The 21,139-nt window shown below is 44.7% G+C and carries 16 protein-coding genes and 2 pseudogenes; 1 reads left to right on the top strand and 17 read right to left on the bottom strand.

Annotation, left to right across the window (positions count from 1 at the left end; translation table 11 throughout):
* Position 1: 1 nt before the first annotated feature.
* The 15 genes and pseudogenes from PSI23_RS01905 to ilvI form a co-directional block, all read right to left on the bottom strand.
* Complete coding sequence (locus tag PSI23_RS01905; RefSeq protein WP_273553475.1) at positions 2 to 922, bottom strand: D-alanine--D-alanine ligase; 921 nt, start codon at positions 920 to 922, stop codon at positions 2 to 4.
* A complete protein-coding gene (gene murC / locus PSI23_RS01900) occupies positions 915 to 2,390 on the bottom strand; it encodes a UDP-N-acetylmuramate--L-alanine ligase (protein ID WP_273553474.1) in 1,476 nt (491 codons plus the stop codon). The genes PSI23_RS01905 and murC overlap by 8 nt, the downstream gene beginning before the upstream one ends.
* A 36-nt stretch (positions 2,391 to 2,426) precedes the next feature.
* Positions 2,427 to 3,512, bottom strand: coding sequence for an undecaprenyldiphospho-muramoylpentapeptide beta-N-acetylglucosaminyltransferase (gene murG, locus PSI23_RS01895; RefSeq protein ID WP_273553473.1), 1,086 nt, complete (start codon positions 3,510 to 3,512; stop codon positions 2,427 to 2,429).
* On the bottom strand, positions 3,509 to 4,702 hold the full coding sequence (ftsW, locus tag PSI23_RS01890) for a cell division protein FtsW (protein WP_273553472.1): 1,194 nt from the start codon (positions 4,700 to 4,702) through the stop codon (positions 3,509 to 3,511). The genes murG and ftsW overlap by 4 nt, the downstream gene beginning before the upstream one ends.
* A complete protein-coding gene (gene murD, locus PSI23_RS01885; protein WP_273553600.1) occupies positions 4,702 to 6,012 on the bottom strand; it encodes a UDP-N-acetylmuramoyl-L-alanine--D-glutamate ligase in 1,311 nt (436 codons plus the stop codon). Before murD ends, ftsW begins: the two co-directional genes overlap by 1 nt.
* A gap of 2 nt (positions 6,013 to 6,014) precedes the next feature.
* Positions 6,015 to 7,100, bottom strand: coding sequence for a phospho-N-acetylmuramoyl-pentapeptide-transferase (gene mraY, locus PSI23_RS01880; RefSeq protein ID WP_273553471.1), 1,086 nt, complete (start codon positions 7,098 to 7,100; stop codon positions 6,015 to 6,017).
* Entirely contained in the window at positions 7,094 to 8,476 is a 1,383-nt protein-coding gene (murF, locus tag PSI23_RS01875) for a UDP-N-acetylmuramoyl-tripeptide--D-alanyl-D-alanine ligase (RefSeq protein WP_273553470.1), read from the bottom strand. The genes mraY and murF overlap by 7 nt, the downstream gene beginning before the upstream one ends.
* Positions 8,473 to 9,960 (bottom strand): UDP-N-acetylmuramoyl-L-alanyl-D-glutamate--2,6-diaminopimelate ligase, encoded by a 1,488-nt coding sequence (gene murE / locus PSI23_RS01870; protein WP_273553469.1) that lies wholly within the window; start codon positions 9,958 to 9,960, stop codon positions 8,473 to 8,475. Before murE ends, murF begins: the two co-directional genes overlap by 4 nt.
* Positions 9,947 to 11,729: pseudogene (gene ftsI / locus PSI23_RS01865) on the bottom strand (peptidoglycan DD-transpeptidase PBP3). Before ftsI ends, murE begins: the two are co-directional and overlap by 14 nt.
* Positions 11,730 to 11,756: 27 nt before the next feature.
* The gene (gene ftsL, locus PSI23_RS01860; protein WP_273553599.1) at positions 11,757 to 12,077 is read right to left on the bottom strand and encodes a cell division protein FtsL; all 321 of its coding nucleotides are present in this window, start codon (positions 12,075 to 12,077) and stop codon (positions 11,757 to 11,759) included.
* Entirely contained in the window at positions 12,074 to 13,018 is a 945-nt protein-coding gene (gene rsmH, locus PSI23_RS01855) for a 16S rRNA (cytosine(1402)-N(4))-methyltransferase RsmH (RefSeq protein ID WP_273553468.1), read from the bottom strand. Before rsmH ends, ftsL begins: the two co-directional genes overlap by 4 nt.
* 2 nt (positions 13,019 to 13,020) lie before the next feature.
* Entirely contained in the window at positions 13,021 to 13,479 is a 459-nt protein-coding gene (gene mraZ, locus PSI23_RS01850) for a division/cell wall cluster transcriptional repressor MraZ (RefSeq protein WP_273553467.1), read from the bottom strand.
* 669 nt (positions 13,480 to 14,148) lie between these two features.
* On the bottom strand, positions 14,149 to 15,156 hold the full coding sequence (cra, locus tag PSI23_RS01845; protein ID WP_273553466.1) for a catabolite repressor/activator: 1,008 nt from the start codon (positions 15,154 to 15,156) through the stop codon (positions 14,149 to 14,151).
* A gap of 87 nt (positions 15,157 to 15,243) precedes the next feature.
* Positions 15,244 to 15,735 (bottom strand): acetolactate synthase small subunit, encoded by a 492-nt coding sequence (ilvN, locus tag PSI23_RS01840; RefSeq protein WP_273553465.1) that lies wholly within the window; start codon positions 15,733 to 15,735, stop codon positions 15,244 to 15,246.
* Positions 15,736 to 15,737: 2 nt separating this feature from the next.
* Positions 15,738 to 17,465, bottom strand: a complete 1,728-nt coding sequence (gene ilvI, locus PSI23_RS01835; protein ID WP_273553464.1) for an acetolactate synthase 3 large subunit — start codon at positions 17,463 to 17,465, stop codon at positions 15,738 to 15,740.
* A gap of 123 nt (positions 17,466 to 17,588) precedes the next feature.
* Here ilvI and PSI23_RS23040 point away from each other — a divergent pair.
* Positions 17,589 to 17,732, top strand: a pseudogene (locus PSI23_RS23040) (pentapeptide repeat-containing protein); the annotation flags it as partial.
* A gap of 18 nt (positions 17,733 to 17,750) precedes the next feature.
* On the opposite strand, the gene PSI23_RS01830 reads toward PSI23_RS23040, so the two are convergent.
* Complete coding sequence (locus tag PSI23_RS01830) at positions 17,751 to 19,550, bottom strand: AMP-dependent synthetase/ligase (RefSeq protein ID WP_373567274.1); 1,800 nt, start codon at positions 19,548 to 19,550, stop codon at positions 17,751 to 17,753.
* Positions 19,551 to 19,845: 295 nt separating this feature from the next.
* On the bottom strand, positions 19,846 to 20,793 hold the full coding sequence (leuO, locus tag PSI23_RS01825) for a transcriptional regulator LeuO (protein WP_273553462.1): 948 nt from the start codon (positions 20,791 to 20,793) through the stop codon (positions 19,846 to 19,848).
* Positions 20,794 to 21,139 lie beyond the last annotated feature (346 nt).

The following is a 21,139-nucleotide window of genomic DNA, read 5'->3' as shown; positions in this document are numbered from 1 at the left end:
TTTAATCAACCAACTCCAAAATTCTCGCTACGAGTTGAGAGAAATTGAGTCCCGCCTGACGCGCAGCAATTGGTACAAGACTATGGCTCGTCATGCCAGGGGAGGTGTTAACCTCCAACAAATAGAAGTTCCCATTACCGTCATCCATGATATCAACTCGCCCCCAACCACGACATCCCAGCGCTTTATACGCCTTTGATGCGATATCTGACAACTCTTGCTCTTTTTCCACACTCAAGCCGCTTGGACAAAAATATTGCGTTTGGTTGGAAATATATTTTGCATTGTAATCGTAAAATACTTCCGGAGCCTGAATACGGATGGAAGGAAGTGCTTCATCTCCCAAGAACCCTACAGTGTATTCAGGGCCAAACAGCCATTTTTCAACCAGCACATCAGTATCGTATTTAAATGCCAGCGCCAATGCGCCACGCAATTCGGAATAATCATTCACCTTGGTCATCCCTACACTGGAACCTTCCAGATTCGGTTTAACCATTAATGGTAGACCTAGCTCTTGAACATACTCTTTGAGTTGAAAATCATTAACTTGTTCAAATTTTTGAGAATTAATTACGACATAAGGGGGAACAGGTAGTTTTGCTCCCTGCCATAGTTGTTTTGTACGCAATTTGTCCATTGACAATGCTGATGCCATCACTCCGCTGCCGGTATAAGGAAGTTGCAAAAATTCCAGTAAACCTTGCAACGTACCATCCTCACCACCACGACCATGCAGGGCGATAAAGACTTTACTGAACCCTTCCTCTTTGAGTTTAGTCACATCAAAGTCTTTTGTATCAACTGAATAAGCATTAATACCCGCTTCCTTCAGCCCTGCCACAACAGCATGCCCTGATTGCAATGAAACTTCGCGTTCAGCAGAAGTTCCACCTAACAGAACAGCGACTTTATCAACCATGATGCTCTCCCTCATTAAAAGATGACTGCAATTTTGTTTCAGCCAAATTGCGCGCTATTTTACCGATATTACCGGCACCTTGTACCAAGACTAAGTCATTGTTTTCTATAACCTGTGACAGGATAGTTGAAATTTGTTCAGATTCTGATACAAAAATTGGCTCCAACTTGCCACGACTGCGGATAGTACGGCATAAAGAACGGCTATCCGCTCCTGGGATTGGTATTTCACCTGCGGCATACACATCCAGCATCAATAGAACGTCTACCTGACTCAAAACATTGGCAAAATCATCATATAAATCACGGGTTCGCGTATAACGATGTGGCTGGAATACCATCACAATACGTTTATCCACCCAACCCGCTCGTGCAGCTTTAATCGTTGCGTCAACTTCTGTCGGATGATGACCATAGTCATCGACCAACATCACGCTACCTTCTTTGCCATTGATATGCTTGAGAGAAAACTCGCCCAGAAAATCAAAGCGGCGTCCGGTTCCCTGAAACTCAGCCAGAGATGCAAGAATAGCGGTATCATCAATACCCTCTTCTGTCGCCACTGCGACGGCAGCGGTTGCATTCAGCGCATTGTGGCGTCCCGGGGCATTTAACACCACATGCAGATCTGGCAAATCATATCGGCTGATGGTGAAAAATCCCTGAGCACCTTTCTGCTCATAATGGGTAATACGAACGTCCGCTTCCTCACTGAAACCGTAGGTCGTGATATAACGCCCAATCTGGGGAATCAATTCCTTCACAACAGGATCATCAACACACATAACAGCACGGCCATAAAATGGCAGGTTATGCAAGAAGTTAACGAATGTTTGTTTCAGGTTTTCGAAATCCCCTTGATAGGTATCCATGTGGTCGGCTTCAATATTAGTGACAACCGCCACCATAGGCTGCAAATGCAAGAATGATGCATCACTTTCATCTGCTTCCGCGATCAGATAACGGCTGCTACCTAAACGAGCATGTGTTCCTGCTGCTTTCACCAACCCGCCATTAACAAACGTAGGATCAAGACCCGCCTGCGCATAAATGCCAGCAATCATTGCCGTCGTCGTGGTTTTTCCATGCGTTCCTGCAATAGCAATACCGTGGCGATAACGCATAAGCTCTGCCAGCATTTCCGCACGACGGATTACCGGAATTCGACTTTCACGAGCAGCCACAATTTCCGGGTTGTCTGCTGATATAGCCGTGGATGCCACCACTACACTGGCATCCCGCACATTTTCCGGACGGTGATTAAAATAAATAGTTGCACCCAGTGCAATCAGTTGTTGTGTGACAGGATTGGGTGCCAGATCAGAACCACTTATCTGATAACCTTCATTAGCCAACACCTCGGCGATGCCACCCATGCCAGCACCACCGATGCCAACAAAGTGGATATGCCTGACTTTTCTCATTTCAGGCACTGAAGTTCTTAATTTCGCCAACTGTTGTGTATTCACGTTTTAATCTTCACTCATTATGTTTACGTCACCGTTCTACTTGGAACGGCCTGAATAATTCTTTACAGCATCGATCAACGCTGCTGCTACACGTTCGGTTGCATCGATGATAGCGACTGAGCGTGCTTTTTCTGCCATTTCCAGCAATTGTGGGCGTTGCCACTGAGTCAGTAACTCTACGACAGCATCAGCCGTGAATTCGGGCTGTTCAAGTATCTTTGCTGCTCCCGCTTTTTCTAAAGGCAAAGCATTCCAATATTGCTGACGATCTTTATGCTGGAAAGGAACAAAAATCGCAGGTAAGCCTGCGGCGGAAACCTCACTGACCGTAAGTGCGCCAGAACGGCATACGACAATATCGGCCCATGCATAAGCCTGTGCCATATCGTCAATAAATTCAGTCACTTTGAATTCAGATTTGACTGAATTCTCATATTTTTTCTGTGTTTCTTCCTGAGCACCTTTTCCGGCCTGATGCCATAGGCTGATTTTATCGCCCAAACGAGCGGCTACTTCTGGCATAGTTTGGTTCAAGATCCTTGCTCCCTGGCTACCGCCAACGACAAGCACCCGAACAGTCCCCTCACGCCCGGTCAAACGCTGCGCAGGTACTGGCAATGCGAGTACATCTTCCCTCACGGGATTACCAACAACCGGCGCTTTAGGGAATGCCCCCGGGAATGCCTGTAAAACCGTTTTGGCAATTTTGGCCAACCAACGATTAGTTAATCCCGCTATACCATTCTGCTCATGCAGTACAACCGGTATGCCGCATAACCATGCCGCTATTCCACCAGGTCCTGAGACATATCCTCCCATTCCCAGCACGACATCTGGCTGATAACGGCGGATAATGGCTTTTGCCTGTCGAATAGCCTTAAAAATTCGAATGGGGGCAGCAAGCAATGCTTTTATTCCCTTACCCCGCAAGCCTGAAATCTGAATAAATTCGATATCAATGCCATGTTTCGGAACTAAATCGGCTTCCATGCGATCCGCAGTTCCCAACCAGCGAATATCCCAACCTTGCTCTTTTAAATAGTGAGCAACTGCCAGCCCCGGGAATACATGACCTCCCGTACCACCTGCCATCACCATTAAACGCTGGTTTTTGCCACTCATTTAGGACTCCTTACGAACGCCTGCGCTTTTGCCAGACGTATTTCATAATCAATGCGCAATAACAAAACAGTGGCTGTTGACATCACTATCAAACTGGAGCCACCGTAACTGATTAAAGGTAATGTCAATCCCTTCGTCGGCAGCAGACCTGCCGCCACGCCAACGTTGATGAATGTCTGAAAACTGAACCATATGCCGATAGCGCAAGCCAGAAAACCAGAGAACCGCTGATTAAGCTGCAACGCCCTGCGACCGATCATCATTGCGCGAAAAGCGACGAAAAATATCATTGCCAACACTAAAGCAACCCCGAAATAGCCTAATTCTTCGGCTATAACGGAGACAATAAAGTCAGTATGGGATTCCGGCAGATATTCAAGTTTCAGGATTGAATTTCCCAGTCCTTGCCCAAAAAAAGTTCCACGGCCAAATGCCATTAACGATTGGACTAACTGATAACTGCTGCCAAAGGGATCTTCCCACGGATTCAAGAAAGAGGTTACCCTGCGCATACGATAAGGCTCAGTAATAATCAATACGCACACAGCAAATATTCCGCAGCCAATAATGGCAAGAAATTGCCACAATTTAGCCCCCGCCAGAAACAACAGTGCCAGTGTTGTCACAAATAACACAATCACTGTTCCCAAATCAGGCTGTGCCAATAACAAAATTGCCAATGCAATCATGACACCCATCGGCTTGCAAAATCCCCAAAAATTGTTTCTTACTTCCTCAACTTTCCTAACCAAATAGCTGGAGAGATAACAAAAGAGTGATAGTTTTGACAGTTCTGCTGGTTGAATACGCAATGGGCCTATTGCTACCCAGCGTGATGCACCATTGATTGAATTTCCCACAAACAAGACCATAAGCAGCATTATGATCGTGCCTAATAACATGACGTTGCTATAACGTAGCCAGAAGTCCATCGGAATGCGCAGCGTAATAAGGGACAGAAAAAAACATAGTGACAAGTAAATTCCATCCCGTCGTGCAAAAATAAGGGGATCTTCGGCAAGACGCTGGCCAGCGGGCATTGATGCCGACGTTACCATGATAAAACCAATCATAGCCAACCCTAATACCATCCAGACCAGAGTACGATCATACATAACGGTATTTGTGGCATCTGCCTCCACATTTCCCGTCAACCAAGTTTTAAATTTCCCAAGGCCTGGAATGGTCATCAGCCTAACTCCTCAGCCAAGCGAGCAAATTCATGACCACGATGTTCAAAACCGTTGAACTGATCGAAGCTCGCGCAAGCTGGTGACAGTAATACCATGTCGCCAGAAACCAACTTGCATGCAATTTCTTTTATCGCCTGTTCCATTGTTTCTGTCAGTGTTGAAATTTCAGGACGCAATTGTGCCAACTGCCCTCCATCACGACCGAAACAGTAAAGACGAATGTTATTCCCCGATATATAGGGTTTCAGTGGGGTAAAATCCGCCGCTTTTCCATCTCCCCCCACTAAAAGATAGAGTGTGCCTGCCAGCTCCAATCCATTGAGTGCCGCTTGGGTGCTGCCAACATTGGTTGCCTTGGAATCATTCACCCAACGAACACCATTTCTCATATGAATCACCTGAAAACGGTGCTCCAGCCCGGCATACGTACGTAGAGCCTGAAGGCTGGCTGCGCGAGGGATACCTACAGCATCCGCCAATGCTAACGCAGCCAATCCATTAGTGTAGTTATGTTGCCCGGCCAATTGCATTTCACGCATTGCCAACACTGGGTGTTGATTGACCAGCAGTTGTTGATGTTCATTATCAAGCTGATAATCACCGCTATCCACACCAAAACTGATACAACGGCTATCTTTGCCTGTTTCTGGTAGTGTTAGAGCATCTTGTTCATTGACTACGCAAATTTTTGCCTGATTATAAATCCGCAACTTCGCCGCACGATACTGTGACAATCCTTGCGGATAACGAACCATGTGGTCTTCTGTAACATTCAGTACGGTCGCTGCCGTTGCTTTTAAGCTATAAGTCGTTTCAAGTTGGAAACTGGACAGCTCCAGTACATAAAGCTGGCAAGGCTGTTTCAGCAATTCCAGAGCAGGGACACCAATGTTGCCACCTACACCAACCAGCCATCCCGCTTCTTTTGCCATTACTCCAACCAAGGTGGTCACGGTGCTTTTACCATTTGAACCCGTAATAGCAACAATCGGCGCAGTCGCTTCACGGCAAAACAGCTCAATATCTCCGATAATTTCAACACCAGCATCTGCCGCCGCCTGCAATTCGGGCGTTGCCAGTGCTATACCCGGACTGGCAACGATTAAATCGGCATCCATCAGCCACTGTTTATTCAAGCTGCCTGTGTGACACTCAACTTCATCAGGCAGCTTATCGCTGCCCGGTGGTATTATACGAGTATCCATCACACGCGGAGTCACACCACGTGTAATAAAAAAGTCAATGCAGGACAGACCTGTCAGTCCTAACCCAACAATAACGACTTTTTTACCCTCATATTCAGTCATGATTAACGTACCTTCAGGGTTGCCAAACCAATCAACACCAGTATCAGGGAGATAATCCAAAAGCGCACAATAACGCGTGGTTCTGGCCAACCTTTCAATTCATAGTGATGGTGAATCGGCGCCATGCGGAAAATACGTTGTCCACGCAGTTTGAATGAGCCAACCTGCAAAATGACAGATAGTGTTTCCACCACGAAAACTCCACCCATGATCACCAGCAAGAATTCTTGGCGCAGTAATACTGCAATAGTTCCCAATGCTCCACCCAAGGCCAATGAACCAACATCCCCCATAAATACTTGCGCCGGATAAGTGTTGAACCACAAGAAACCCAGTCCTGCGCCAACTATCGCAGTACAGACAATCACCAGATCAGATGCATTAATCAGATAAGGAATATTCAAGTAAGTAGAATAATTAGTGTTACCAGTCGCCCAAGCTACCAGGCCTAAACCCGCCGCGACCAATACTGTTGGCATGATAGCAAGACCATCCAGTCCATCAGTCAAGTTCACTGCATTACTGGTTCCTACAATCACGAAATAAGTCAGCAAAATATAAAGCAAGCCCAGCTGTGGCATGACATCTTTGAAGAACGGCACCACTAATTGTGTTGCAGGTGTATCTTTACCGATGCTATACATAGCAAACGCTACACCCAAGGCAATAACGGACTGCCAGAAATATTTCCATCGAGCAATTAGCCCCTTGGTATCTTTGCGAACCACTTTGCGATAGTCATCCACAAATCCCACAACACCATAACCCACTAAAACAACCAAGACACACCAGACATAGGGATTATTCAGATTCGCCCATAGCAACACAGAGATCGTGATGGAAAATAAAATCAGTAATCCTCCCATCGTTGGTGTCCCACGCTTGCTAAAATGAGATTCTGGACCGTTATCACGTACAACTTGACCTATTTGCAATTTTTGCAAATAAGCAATCAAAGTTGGCCCCATCCATAGTGATATGAGTAATGCAGTAAGCAAACCGACAATGGCTCTGAACGTAAGATAAGAGAAGACGCGAAAACCCGAGTAATAATGATTGGTCAAATATTCGGCTAGCCAAACTAACATTGGAAGTTCTCCTTCAATACGTTCACTACCTCTTCCATTGCGGCACTACGTGAACCTTTAATTAATATGGAAATCATTTCATGTTGTTCCAATAAGGGAAGCAGCGTTGCAACTAATTCAGCCTTGTTTATGAAATGCTTACCCCGACCACTCGCGCTACTAATATGGGCACTGAGATTCCCGACACTGAGTACCTTGTCTATAGTTGTGGATGCTACTGCTTCGCCCACCTCATGATGGCACTCTATCGCCTGATCGCCCAACTCGCCCATATCACCAACCACCATGACCCGATAACCGGGCATCTGCGATAAAACATTCGCCGCAGCAATCATAGAGCCGGGATTCGCGTTATAAGTGTCATCCAATATCACTTTTCCTTCAGTCAGAAGGATAGGGAATAAACGTCCGGCAACCGCTTTCAATTCCGATAACCCAATGCGGATATCATCCAACGATGCGCCAACAGAAATTGCGAGCGCACTGGCAGCCAACGCATTGGCAATATTGTGTTTCCCCGGTAACGGTAATGTCAGTTCAACACTCCCGATCGGGCTATGGAGACAAAAATGTGTTGCCACTAGTTGTTCTGAAATATTCGTTGCGTAAAAATCAGCCTCTGCCGTTAATGAGACAGAAAAACGCCATACCGTTTGCTGATCACTAATACTGTGCTGCCAATGGTTCCAATCATTGCTATCCAGATTGATAATGGCAGTTCCAGCCGGAGCAAGGCCTTCAAAGATCTCGCCTTTTGCCTTTGCAACTCCAGCCAAAGAGCCAAATCCTTCCAGATGGGCAGAAAAGAGGTTATTGACTAATGCACTTTCAGGACGAGTCATTTCAGTGGCATAGGCAATTTCACCGATATGGTTGGCTCCCAGTTCAATAACAGCAAACTGGTGTTCATCAGTAAGCCTGAACAGGGTTAATGGCACGCCAATGTCATTGTTGAAGTTACCTGCGGTATAAAGGGTGTTTCCACACTGACGCAAAATCGCCGCAGTCATCTCTTTTACAGATGTTTTGCCCGATGAGCCGGTCAAGGCCACAATCCTTGCTTTACTTTGCTGACGAACCCAACCCGCCAGTTTTCCCATCGCCAGACGAGTGTCTTCGACGACGACCTGAGGACAGTCAATATCAAGGCGACGACTGACCAATAACGCGCTGGCTCCTTGCTGTACTACCTCAGCGGCGAAATCATGGGCGTCAAATTTTTCCCCTTGTAAGGCAATGAATAAACTGCCATGCATGATCTGACGGCTGTCAGTTTCCACGGTATTAATTTGCAGAGTTTCAGCTTGCTGATCAGTGACGCGATATAACTCGCCATCCGTCAACTGAACCAATTTCTGTAGTGTCAGGGGAATCATGCAATTACCCCCAGCAAACGCGCAACGGTCAGGCGATCTGAATAATCCAGACGACGATTGCCGACCAGTTGGTAATCTTCATGGCCTTTACCTGCCACAAGAACAACATCTTCTTCAGTGGCCTGCATAATGGCACTGGTGACAGCCTCAACACGCCCATGAATTTCCATTGCCTGTCCCGGATCGATGAATCCTTTCAGAATATCAGCCACAATTGCCTGAGGTTCTTCACTGCGAGGATTGTCATCAGTGACAATCACACGATCAGCGCCTTGTTCTGCAACGCCCCCCATTAATGGGCGCTTACCTTTATCACGATCACCACCACAACCAAATACGCACCAGAGTTGCCCTTTGCAGTGCAGACGTGTCGCAGACAATGCTTTTTCCAAAGCATCAGGAGTATGGGCATAATCAACGACAACCGTCGGACGACCAGCAGCAGAAAAGACTTCCATGCGCCCACAAACAGGTTCCAGACACGAAGCCGTCGACAACAATTTCTCCAGGGGATATTCCAGGGACAACAAAGTAGCAAGCACCAACAGTAAATTGCTGACATTGAACGAGCCCATCAGGGGACTATTGAGTGTTCCGTTCCCCCAACTGGAAGTAAATGCAATGGAGGCGCCTTTATCATGATAATGAACTTCACTGGCCGATAACCAACGCCCCTGCCAATTTTCCGGCAAGTTATTTTCCATCGAAACAGCCACTGCATCCGGCAAACGGGACAACCACTTCTGCCCAACCGCATCATCAGCATTGATGATTTTCTGCTTCACATTATGGCTGCTGAACAATAGCCATTTAGCATCTTCGTAATTTTCCATATCACCATGATAATCAAGGTGATCTCGGCTTAAATTAGTAAAAACAGCGGCTTGAAATGGCAATGCAGCCACTCTTCCCTGAATCAGACCATGCGAAGAGACTTCCATCGCAGCAAAAGTGGCGTTTTGATTAACAATTTGTTGTAAATCAAGCTGGATATCAACCGCAGAGCCTGTCGTATTTTCGCTGGGTACTATCATGCCCAACAAACCATTTCCCACCGTTCCCATCACGGCGCTGGTTTCTCCAAGCCCTTGAGTCCATTGAGCCAACAATTGTGTTGTTGTCGTTTTTCCGTTGGTTCCAGTCACTCCGACCAATTTCAGCTTATTGCCAGGATGTTGGTAAAACTCACCTGCCAATTTTGATAATTTATTATTTAAATCGTCCAGATAGATAACAGGTACACCATGCATTTTCTGCATCGTGCCGCTATCCGCTTTTCCCTTCGCTTCTGCAATTACCGCAGAGACACCTTGAGCGATGGCTTGAGGAATATATTGTCGACCATCTGCCTGATGCCCTTGAACGGCAACAAACAGATCTCCGGCAGCCGCCTTACGGCTATCCAATGTCATTTCGCGCAGCGGAAGCTCTGGTGCATCAACACCCCATGGAGCCAATAAATCGCGTAAATTACGATCTGCCACTTTTATCCTCTTTATTTATTAATCATAAATTCGTTTTTATCACCTACAGGCAATGCATCTGGCTCAACATTCATCTTATGCAGAACACCACTCATGATCGCGCCGAAGACAGGTGCGGCAACCGCACCGCCGTAATATTTACCTGCTTGTGGATCATTGATGATCACAACCAGTGCAAACCGTGGATTACTCGCAGGTGCAACCCCGGCGGTATAAGAAATATGCTTATCATTGAGATACTTGCCATCCGACCCGACTTTTCTTGCCGTACCAGTTTTAACGGCAATGCGATAGCCTTTTATCGCTGCCCGTACACCACCACCTCCCGGTAATGCCACACTCTCCATCATGTGCACCACTGTCCGCATAATATCTTCAGGAAATACCCGGGTGCCCTGTACGGGAGGATCAACTTTGGTAATTGACAATGGGCGATAAATGCCCAAGCTTCCTATCGTTGCATAGACCCGCGCTAACTGTAATGGTGTTACCGTCAGCCCGTAGCCGAAAGAAAAGGTGGCCCTATCAAGATCTGACCACCGTTGTTTATTTATTGGGAATGAGCCACTACTTTCTCCGACCAATCCCAAATTGGTCGGTTTTCCCATCCCAAAGCGTGAATAAACATCTACCACCTCTGAGGCAGGCATCGCTAACGCCAGTTTAGAAACACCAACGTTACTCGACTTTTGTAAAATTCCGGTGATAGTTAACTCAGGGCGTGGAGCAACGTCTTTGATTTCATGCCCCCGCGAACCATACGTTAATCGGTATGGCCTGGTATCTAACACTGTATTTTCTTTGACAATGCCATTATTCAGCGCACTCATTACCACCAGCGGTTTCACCGTGGAACCAGGCTCAAAAGTATCGGTGATAGCGCGGTTACGCATCGCATCTTTCGACGCCCCGACAAAATTATTCGGGTTATAAGATGGGCTATTTGCCATTGCCAGAACTTCACCTGTATTGACATCAACCAATACGGCTGTACCGGATTCTGCTTTGTTCAACTCAACCGCTTTCGTCAGTTCTTGATACACCAGAGTCTGAAGGCGTCTATCTATGCTAAGTGTTAAATCGTGACCAGCCTTGCTATCCGTAGATGAAATATCCTCAATAACACGCCCCATCCGGTCTTTACGAACAGTTCGGCTTCCCGGCATGCCTGTCAGCCAGCTATTAAAGCTCTTTTCAATCCCTTCAATTCCTACACTATCAATGTTAGTCACTCCAATGATATGTGCAGTCATTGATCCTGCCGGATAATAGCGGCGGTTTTCTTGACGCAAATAGATACCGGGCAGCTTCAATTCCTCGATATAATTGCCGATAGAGGTAGTCACTTGGCGGGCCAGGTAAACAAAGCGCCCTCTGGGAAACCCATTAATTTTACTTTTTAATTGTTCAAGGGAGATGTGAAGCTCACTAGCCAAAGCCTGCCAGCGGATATCATCTGTAACGCCACCTTTTTCAAGTACTTGTTGGGGATCTGCCCAAATAGCATTAACAGGAATACTAACAGCCAGTGGACTCCCATTGCGATCATTGATCATACCACGGGCAGTCGGGACAAATTCGACGCGTAGGGAACGCGAATCACCTTCCTTTACCAAACGCGTAGGATTGAGGATCTGCAAATAGGCAGCACGAATCAAAAGCCCGATTAAAGCAAACCCAATGCCTCCGCACAGCAAGGCAAAACGCCAGCTTACAAAACTTGCTTTATCTTCTCGCTTTTTCGACTTTAAAGAGCGTACAGCTTTCATCGCCTACCTTTTGGTTGTCAACTGGAGTCATTCAGTTATCACTATATTTTCTTTGGTTGGATCAACGTGTTGCATCTGCAATTGTTTAATCGCATTCTGTTCAACCCGACGGTGCTCACCCAGAACGTTCTCTTCAAGGAGCAAATTACGCCACTCATTATCCAGAGCATAAAATTGGATCACTTGACGCTCTTTTTCCGCAGTCAATAAGCGGGTTTTATGTACGACCGTCACAACACTGATGGCTGAAACAACAACTGCCACCAGCAAAATCAGTGGTAGCTTGGCATTGCAAATTAAATCCCTGCCAATAACTCCGACTAACCCGTGACGTTCACTAGCCATTATTCCCCCGTCTTCTCAGCAAACCGCAAAACAGAGCTTCGCGCTCTTGGATTTGTGGCTACTTCACCCTCAGAGGGTTTCATTTTGCCAATAGATTTCAGACTTCTTCCCCCCAGCGTTTTTAACTGCGCTTCCGTAAGAGGCAAACCGACTGGAACCTGTGGCCCTTGGCTGTTTTGTCGGATAAAACGTTTCACTATGCGGTCTTCCAACGAATGGAAACTGATGACAGATAATCGCCCCTGTGGTGCCAGAACGCGCAATGCACCATCTAATGCACGTTCGATCTCTTCCAATTCACTGTTAATGTAAATCCTGATAGCCTGAAAGCTGCGTGTTGCCGGATGCTTATGCTTTTCCTTAATTGGGCTTGCTTGAGCAATTAACTCTGCCAGCTCGCGGGTACGCGTAATTGGTTGTTCCTGATTGCGTGCCACAATGGCTCTTGCAATGCGCTTGGCAAAACGTTCTTCACCAAACGTTTTCAACACCCATGCGATGTCATCGGCTTCGGCCTTCATCAACCACTCTGCGGCGGACAGCCCACGGGTGGGATCCATACGCATATCCAATGGCCCATCACGCATAAATGAAAAACCACGCTCAGGATCATCCAATTGTGGGGAGGAAACCCCTAAGTCCAGCAATACACCATTAATTTTTCCAACCAGACCCGCATCTTCTATATAAGTTGCCAACTCAGAAAATGGCCCATGTGTGATAGAAAAACGCTTGTCAGCAATGGCCTTTGACGCTTCAATGGCTTGTGGGTCACGATCGATCGCAATTAAACGTCCATTAGTCCCTAATTTCGACAAAATCAGGCGAGAGTGCCCCCCTCGCCCAAATGTTCCATCTATATAAATTCCATCTTCTTGAATATTCAGTCCATTGACAGCTTCATCCAGTAGTACACTGGTATGCTCAAAATGACTATTTGCCATGTTTATAGTGATAAGTCCTGTAGCCTTGCTGATAGAGGTTCTTGTGTGGATTGTTCAGCCGCAATATCATTCTGTACCTGTTGATACCAAACTTGCTCATCCCACAATTCAAATTTATTAAATTGCCCAACCAGCATGACCTCTTTTATTAGCCCTGCGTGCTGACGCAACGTATTAGCTAATAAAAGACGCCCTGCATTGTCCATCTGACATTCACTGGCGTGCCCCAATAACAAACGCTGAACACGACGCTCAGCTGGGTTCATGCTGGATAAGCGAGATAATTTTTCTTCGATGATTTCCCATTCGGGTAATGTATAAAGCAACAAGCACGGCTGATGGAGATCAATAGTACAAACCATTTGACCTGTTGATTCCTCATTCAGCATTTCTCTATATCGGGCTGGTACAGTGAGCCGCCCTTTATTATCGAGATTAACCAGCGTTGCTCCACGAAACATGCTCAGGTTACCCCTTGATGGCCCAAATCTCCACATTATCCCACAAATCACCACAATTAAGAGTTTACGGATGGTATGAAAACCTTGTCAAGCCAGAGCCGGTGCGCTTTAGCTAGATTTACAGAAAGATTGGGAACAGAAAAAGAAGGATTCTTAATTTTTAGCTATAACATTAATAGATAACACTATGATAATTTTGAATAATTTAATAGAACTACTGAGAGCCTTATTAGAAATATCGTTTAGTGCAAAAAATTACCACTTAAATTAATTTATGTAACTCATATCTCATTGTTGTCCAATTGTTAATCACATACAATCTATCAATAATAACAATATATTTGAGTTACAATAGTATAAAAAAATAATAACATATTGAAATTCAGTATTTATCTAAAAATGTAAAATGATTATATATCAAACAAATAAGAGGCCAACCTCCCAATAATAAGTGACATTTATAAATAATAAGTAATATTCACAAATAATAATGTTTCAATATGAAATTATTGATCTTATTGATTTGAATAATACGTTATCAATTTTAAAGGTTATAAAAGGATGTTTAGAAGAATTTTAGTCAGAATAGTCTCAAAATTAGCCAAAAAAGTGTATTTTGAGAATTTTCAGCAAGTAAATAGCACCCTCATCTTTAATGAGGGCACTCAATTAGGCCTTCCGACTCAGCTTACCACGACGACATAAATGACGACGCATTCTGGTTATTCCGGGGGTTGGACGTTGTTTTTCATCCAAGCTGGCTAGTACCAGCTCAAGAGCACGCTCAGCGACATCACGATGGCGTTGTGCCACAGACAATACCGGACATTCAAGGAAATCAAGCAACTCATGATCGCCAAATGTGGCGATAACCAATTGACTAGGTAAGCGACCACTACGCTTGAGAAGCGCATCCATGACTCCCTGAAGCAACGCAAATGAAGTGGTATACAATGCCTGAGGAACAGGATTCGTTTCCAACCATGATGCAAATACTTCAGCCGCAGCTTCACGCTCATAGCTATTGGCATAAAGATAGTTTACTTCCCGTGGATCATGCTCCCATGCTTTGCGGAAACCTTGTTCACGCAAGAAACTGACCGATAATTCAGGCAATGCTCCCAAATAGAGGACTGACTCAGCAGGAAATTGCTGCAACTCCTGTGCCAGCATCTTCGCATCTTCGAGATCATCCCCAACCACACTGATAAAGTGCTCACTGTCCAAAGCACGGTCAAGAGCAATGATTGGTAATGAGCGATTTGCCCAACGCTGGTAGAAAGGATGCTCAGGCGGCAAGGCCGTGGAAACAATGATCGCATCAACCTGACGCTGCAAAAGATGTTCAACACAGCGTATTTCATTATCAGTCTGATCTTCAGAACACGCGATCAATAACTGATAGCCACGTTGCCGTGCCTGACGTTCAAGATAATTGGCAATGCGCGTGTAGCTCGTATTTTCCAAATCGGGTATGACTAAACCAATTGAACGGGTACGCCCCGCCCGAAGACCAGCAGCAACAGCATTGGGATGATAATTATGCTCCTTGACCACTGCCATCACTTTTTCTACTGTTTTATCGCTGACCCGATACTGTTTGGCTTTACCATTGATGACATAACTGGCCGTAGTACGTGAAACACCTGCTAAGCGGGCGATCTCATCCAGTTTCACATTAACCCCTCAGTAATATTATGAAAAGCCCTACTTTACAGTAGGGCCCCATGAATATCTGTATTTTAACCCGCAGATTGCGATTTTTCATCGCATAATTTTCTCTCCGCGAGAGACACCAACGATACCCGAACGCACCACTTCCACAATCTCCGCTACCTCTCTGACTGAATCAAGAAAAGCATCCAGTTTTTCGCTCGTCCCCACTAATTGGACGGTATAGAGAGTTGAAGTCACATCAACAATCTGTCCGCGAAAAATATCCGTGCTGCGTTTAATCTCCTCCCGGCCATACCCACTGGCTTGTAATTTAACCAATATGATCTCACGCTCAACATGAGGCCCGGCCGTTAATTCGTTGACCCGCAGCACATCTACTAACTTATGCAATTGCTTTTCAATTTGCTCCAATACCTTGGCATCACCTTTGGTCTGAATAGTCATGCGTGACAATGTTGGATCTTCAGTAGGAGCAACCGTCAAGCTTTCGATGTTATAACCCCGCTGAGAAAACAAACCAACCACGCGGGATAACGCTCCCGATTCGTTTTCAAGTAATACAGACAAAATCCGGCGCATGATCAGGTCCTCTCTGTTTTGCTTAACCACATTTCATCCATTGCTCCTCCACGGATCTGCATTGGATAAACATGCTCTGTTTCATCAACGGTAACATCCACGAAAACCAGACGTTGATTTTCAGTGACTTCATACAAGGCTTGAGCCAGTTTTGTCTCCAACTCATCGTAAGTCTGGATGGCGATGCCAATATGACCATAAGATTCCGCCAATTTGACGAAATCAGGCAGGGATTCCATATAGGATTGAGAATGGCGACCTGCATATATCATGTCCTGCCATTGTTTCACCATGCCCAAGAAACGGTTGTTTAAATTCAGCACCAAAACAGGTAAGCCATATTGCAAGGCAGTAGACAGCTCTTGAATATTCATCTGGATACTGCCATCTCCTGTCACGCATACCACTGTGGCATCAGGTTTTGCCAGTTTCACACCAAGCGCGGCAGGCAAACCAAAACCCATAGTTCCTAATCCACCGGAATTAATCCAATGTCTTGGTTTATCAAATGGATAATGCAGAGCGGCAAACATCTGATGCTGACCAACATCTGACGCAAGATATGCTTCCCCTTTAGTCAGACGATAAAGGGTTTTAATTACGGCTTGTGGCTTGATCTTCGCTGTAGTCTGATCGTAATCCAGACACTTGCGGCTGCGCCACTGTTCAATGGAAAGCCACCAATCTTTCAGAGCATCAGGATCTTGGGTATCTTCCGTGGAATCCAATAATTCCAGCATCTGACCAAGCACCTGTTTAGCATCTCCGACAATAGGGATATCTGCCGCCACCGTTTTCGAAATCGAGGTTGGATCGATATCAATATGCAGTACAGTCGCTTCCGGACAATATTTTTCCAGATTATTGGTTGTTCGATCGTCAAAACGCACACCCACAGCAAAAATCACATCGGAATTATGCATCGCTTTGTTAGCTTCGAAAGTACCGTGCATCCCCAGCATTCCCAAACTTTGACGATGAGTTGCAGGAAATGCCCCCAATCCCATCAACGAACTAACGACCGGAATGTGAAAACGCTCAACCAGTTTCGCCAATTCTGACGTACATCCTGAATTTATGGCACCACCCCCGACATAAAGCACAGGCTTTTTTGCCTCCATCAGGGTATTCAATGCCCGCTTAATTTGTCTCTTATGTCCCTGAACAGTAGGGTTGTAAGAACGCATGTTGATTTTTTCAGGGTACACATACGGGAATTTCAATGCAGGATTGACAGTATCTTTGGGAAAATCGATAACAATAGGCCCTGGCCGGCCACTTGCGGCTAAGTAAAAAGCTTTTTTAATTGTATTTGGGATGTCTTCTGCTTTTTTCACCAAGAAACTATGCTTCACGATGGGACGGGAAATTCCCACCATATCGCACTCCTGAAAAGCATCATTACCTATCAGGGAACTGGCAACCTGACCAGATAACACCACCATGGGAATTGAATCCATGTATGCGGTTGCTATTCCCGTAATGGCATTCGTTGCCCCTGGCCCGGATGTCACCAAAACAACCCCGACTTTTCCCGTACAACGTGCATATCCATCCGCCATATGAACAGCTCCCTGTTCATGGCGAACCAAAATATGCTCGATACCTCCAACCGTATGCAGAGCATCATAGATATCCAGTACAGCCCCACCCGGATAGCCGAACACGTGTTCAACGCCCTGATCGATTAGCGATCTGACAACCATTTCGGCTCCTGACAGCATCTCCATCGAGTTTGCCTCCAAGCTATGTTTGCAAGTTAATCGTCAGAATTTCATAAGGTAACGAAAAAATTACCTTATTTATTCCATTTCTTATTTATATAAGTGAATTGAGTTTAATGCTATTTCGATAACGCTAAATTCGATAACATCAGCTTCGCTAACGCCAGTTTTAATAACACCAGCTTCAATAACACCAATTTAACTAAAATAACGTTAGATATAAACGTTAGCAAACATCAATTCACATACTGCAAACATTTGTCCGGTGGATAGCCGTATTTTTGCCTATTTTCAATCCCGATACATGGATTCAATTTCGCTCTGATAACGCTGAGAGATAATCTTGCGACGCAATTTTAATGTGGGCGTTAATTCTCCCTTTTCCATCGAGAAGGCTTCCGGCAAAAGAATAAATCGTTTGACCTGATGGAATTTAACAATATTTTTCTGCATTTCCTTCAAACGCCGTTCAAACAGCTCTACAACCTGATGGTCGCGCAACAACTCAAGACGATCACGATAATGGAGATTGATTGATTTTGCATACTCCTCCAGCGCTTCATAGCTGGGAACAATCAATGCAGAAACGAATTGGCGGGCATCGGCAATGACTGCAATATGTTCAATGAAACGATCCTGTCCTAACATCCCTTCAATCATTTGTGGGGCAATGTATTTGCCTGTTGACGTTTTCATCAAATCTTTCAGGCGTTCGGTAATAAACAAATTACCGTCATCGTCCAGTCCCCCTGCATCACCTGTCCGCAACCAGCCATCCTCAGTAAAGGCGTGGACAGTTTCCTCTGGGCGGTTGAAGTAACCTTTCATAACAATAGGGCCACGCACTTGAATCTCCCCTTCCGTGCTGATACGGACATCAACACCGGGCAATGGCGTGCCAATTGAACCCAACAGATAATTTTTTTCTTCCCAGCAAGATACCGTGGCACAGGTTTCTGTCATGCCGTATCCATATTTGATATTCAGACCGATGGACAGGAAAAAACGGGTAATGTTATCGTCAAGGCGTGCTCCCGCCACTGGCAAGAAACGTACCCGCCCCCCCAAAAGATTACGGAGCTTGTTCAACACCAATTTGTCAGCCAATTGATAACTACAGCGTGTGAATGGACAACCTTTTTTATTCTTCTGCTGATGCATCCAACGGCTTTCTCCCCGCTTCAATGCCCAATTAAAAATCATCCTGCGCCAAAAAGGTGCACGGGAAACTTTGTCCAAGATCGCGCTATGAATTTTTTCATAAAATCGGGGAACAGAACACATGACTGTCGGGCAAACATCAGACATTGCTTCACGCACAAAATTTGTATCAGTTAAATAGACATTCAGGGCAGCGGTGTGCATGACATAATAACTCCATGCCCGTTCAAAGATATGGGATAGGGGAAGGAAGCAGAGCGATACATCCTGGTTAGTCAATGTTAATCTCTGGTCATGCAGATAAAGCTGTGACGCGATATTACGGTAATCCAACATCACTCCCTTTGGCTCTCCCGTTGTACCAGAGGTGTAGATTAACGTGAAGAGATCATTTAAATCCCGGTCAGCAATACGGCCATCAAGTTCAGCCTGATATTGTGAATAGTCATTATCAATAAAAGCGGATAAATACAATGCCTGCGGACATCCTTGCAAATCCACAGATTCATCCATAACAATAAGATGAGCGAGTTTGGGGCACAGTTCAATCAGTGCCATCGCAATGTCATATTGCTCCTGTCCACCAACAAATAACACCTGTGCTCCTGCATCATTGAGCATAAATGCAGCCTGATCACAAGTGCTCGTCGCATACAGCGGCACTGTTACAGCCCGAAGTTGAAGAATAGCTAAATCAGCCAATGACCATGCAATACAATTCTGTGCAAAAATACCAACTTTCTCCTGCACTTCTATTCCCAATGACAGTAGTGCTCTTGCCACGGATTTTGTTGTGCATTCAACCTGCCGCCAATTCATTTCAAGCTGTTCTGATGGTGACCATTGCCGAAATGCAATTTTTTCCGGATATTCATTGGCTTGCTGCTGCAATCGGTTAACCAAGTGATAGGAATGCAGAGAATCTGTTATCACAATCTATTCCTGTATAAGTCTTTTATTCAGCGTCTTCAGTAAGTGTATTGCCTACTTTTCAGCTTACAGATGTTAGCTATTTTCGCGCAGTCTACCTATTCCTAGTAAAAGGGGGAAGTGTATTTTTGTTATCTTCTTTCTTTGAATGGGAAAATGTTTGCAGGATTTATCGAGAATCAAGAGTCCTACGAATCAAGAGTCCTATCCCGGTGTGCAGCTATCCGATAGACAACTATCTGATACTCTGTTAAAGGGATAGGCTCTCATTTCATATGTTCTGCTTTAATGTGATTTATTCTTGTTCACCAAGGTGACTTAACAGTGATTTCATCCACTGGTGGCCTTTATCCCGATCGGTTGAGCTATGCCATATTAAATAGCAAGGACGAGAAATCCGACCATTAGGCAAAGATACTGAACAAATATTTAACTGTTCAGAATAGTGTTCAACCATCCATTTTGGCACAATGGCAACTAAATAAGTCTGAGAGACAATATTAAGAACACTATTTAAATCCGTTCCCTGATAAGAAATAGAGCGCAATAATTCATTGCTTTCATAGTAAGGCTTACTGAATGAATCTGTATTATCCAACGCAACAATAGCATGTCTTTCTTCCTGCAATTGTTGCTGAGTAATTCGCTTGTCAATTCTAGGATGATGTTTAGAAACGGCCAGCACTAATTCATCATTAAACAGAGGATAATTATGAAAATCAGGGCGTTCTAATTGGGTATAACTGATAACAAATTCTATTTCCTGATATTTTAATTGCTTCTCAATATCATTACTGATTTGTGTTTTAATGACAACTTCGATATTAGAAGCATGTTTTTTTATTTGCCCAACAATCTGAGCAGCTAAACGAATATCAAGAGGGCTACAAATAGAGAGATTAAATACTCTTGTACTATTATTGGGATCAAATCCCACTCCGGGCAATTCATTATGGACAATTTGAAGAGCCTGTCTGAGAGGCCCAAAAAGCTGTTTTGCCCTTGCCGTTGGCTGAATACCCCGACCATAACGAACAAATAATTCGTCATCAAACATCGTCTTCAAACGCGCTACCGCATTACTGACAGCCGGCTGTGACATGCCTAATGCCCGAGCTGCGCGTGTAATATTCTGCATTTGCATTACAGCATCAAAAACAGTAAGCAAATTAAGATCTACACTACGCAATTGAACATCGCATGGCTCTTTTTTTCCTGTAGTTACTGAGTTGTATTCAGTCATTATTTCACTCCACTAAACTTATAGCAGTGATCTCACTAAATAATGGAATATTGGCTGTTTTTAAATGCAACATTTAGACATCATAAACAGCCTTACCAATTAATAAGATCAATTACCCCAATTTGTTGGAAAATAAATTGAGAATCTTCCTTGTAAAAAATCAAATATGCATAACCAATGCATTCTTATCTATGCAACCGTAATATTTTATAAGCATGAATATTAATGCGTTATATATGAATAGGAATAACTCAACTTACACTAACGACTTACATCACAAACGATCAGCCAATAATGACAAAATGAAGAGTAGAAACAACTCATAATAAAATTACTGCATTCTAAC

Origin of the sequence: Xenorhabdus yunnanensis, from assembly GCF_028598805.1 — a bacterium.
Lineage (GTDB): Bacteria > Pseudomonadota > Gammaproteobacteria > Enterobacterales > Enterobacteriaceae > Xenorhabdus > Xenorhabdus yunnanensis.
Note: the sequence above shows the minus strand (reverse complement) of the source record. Positions and strands in the feature narration are given on the sequence as shown.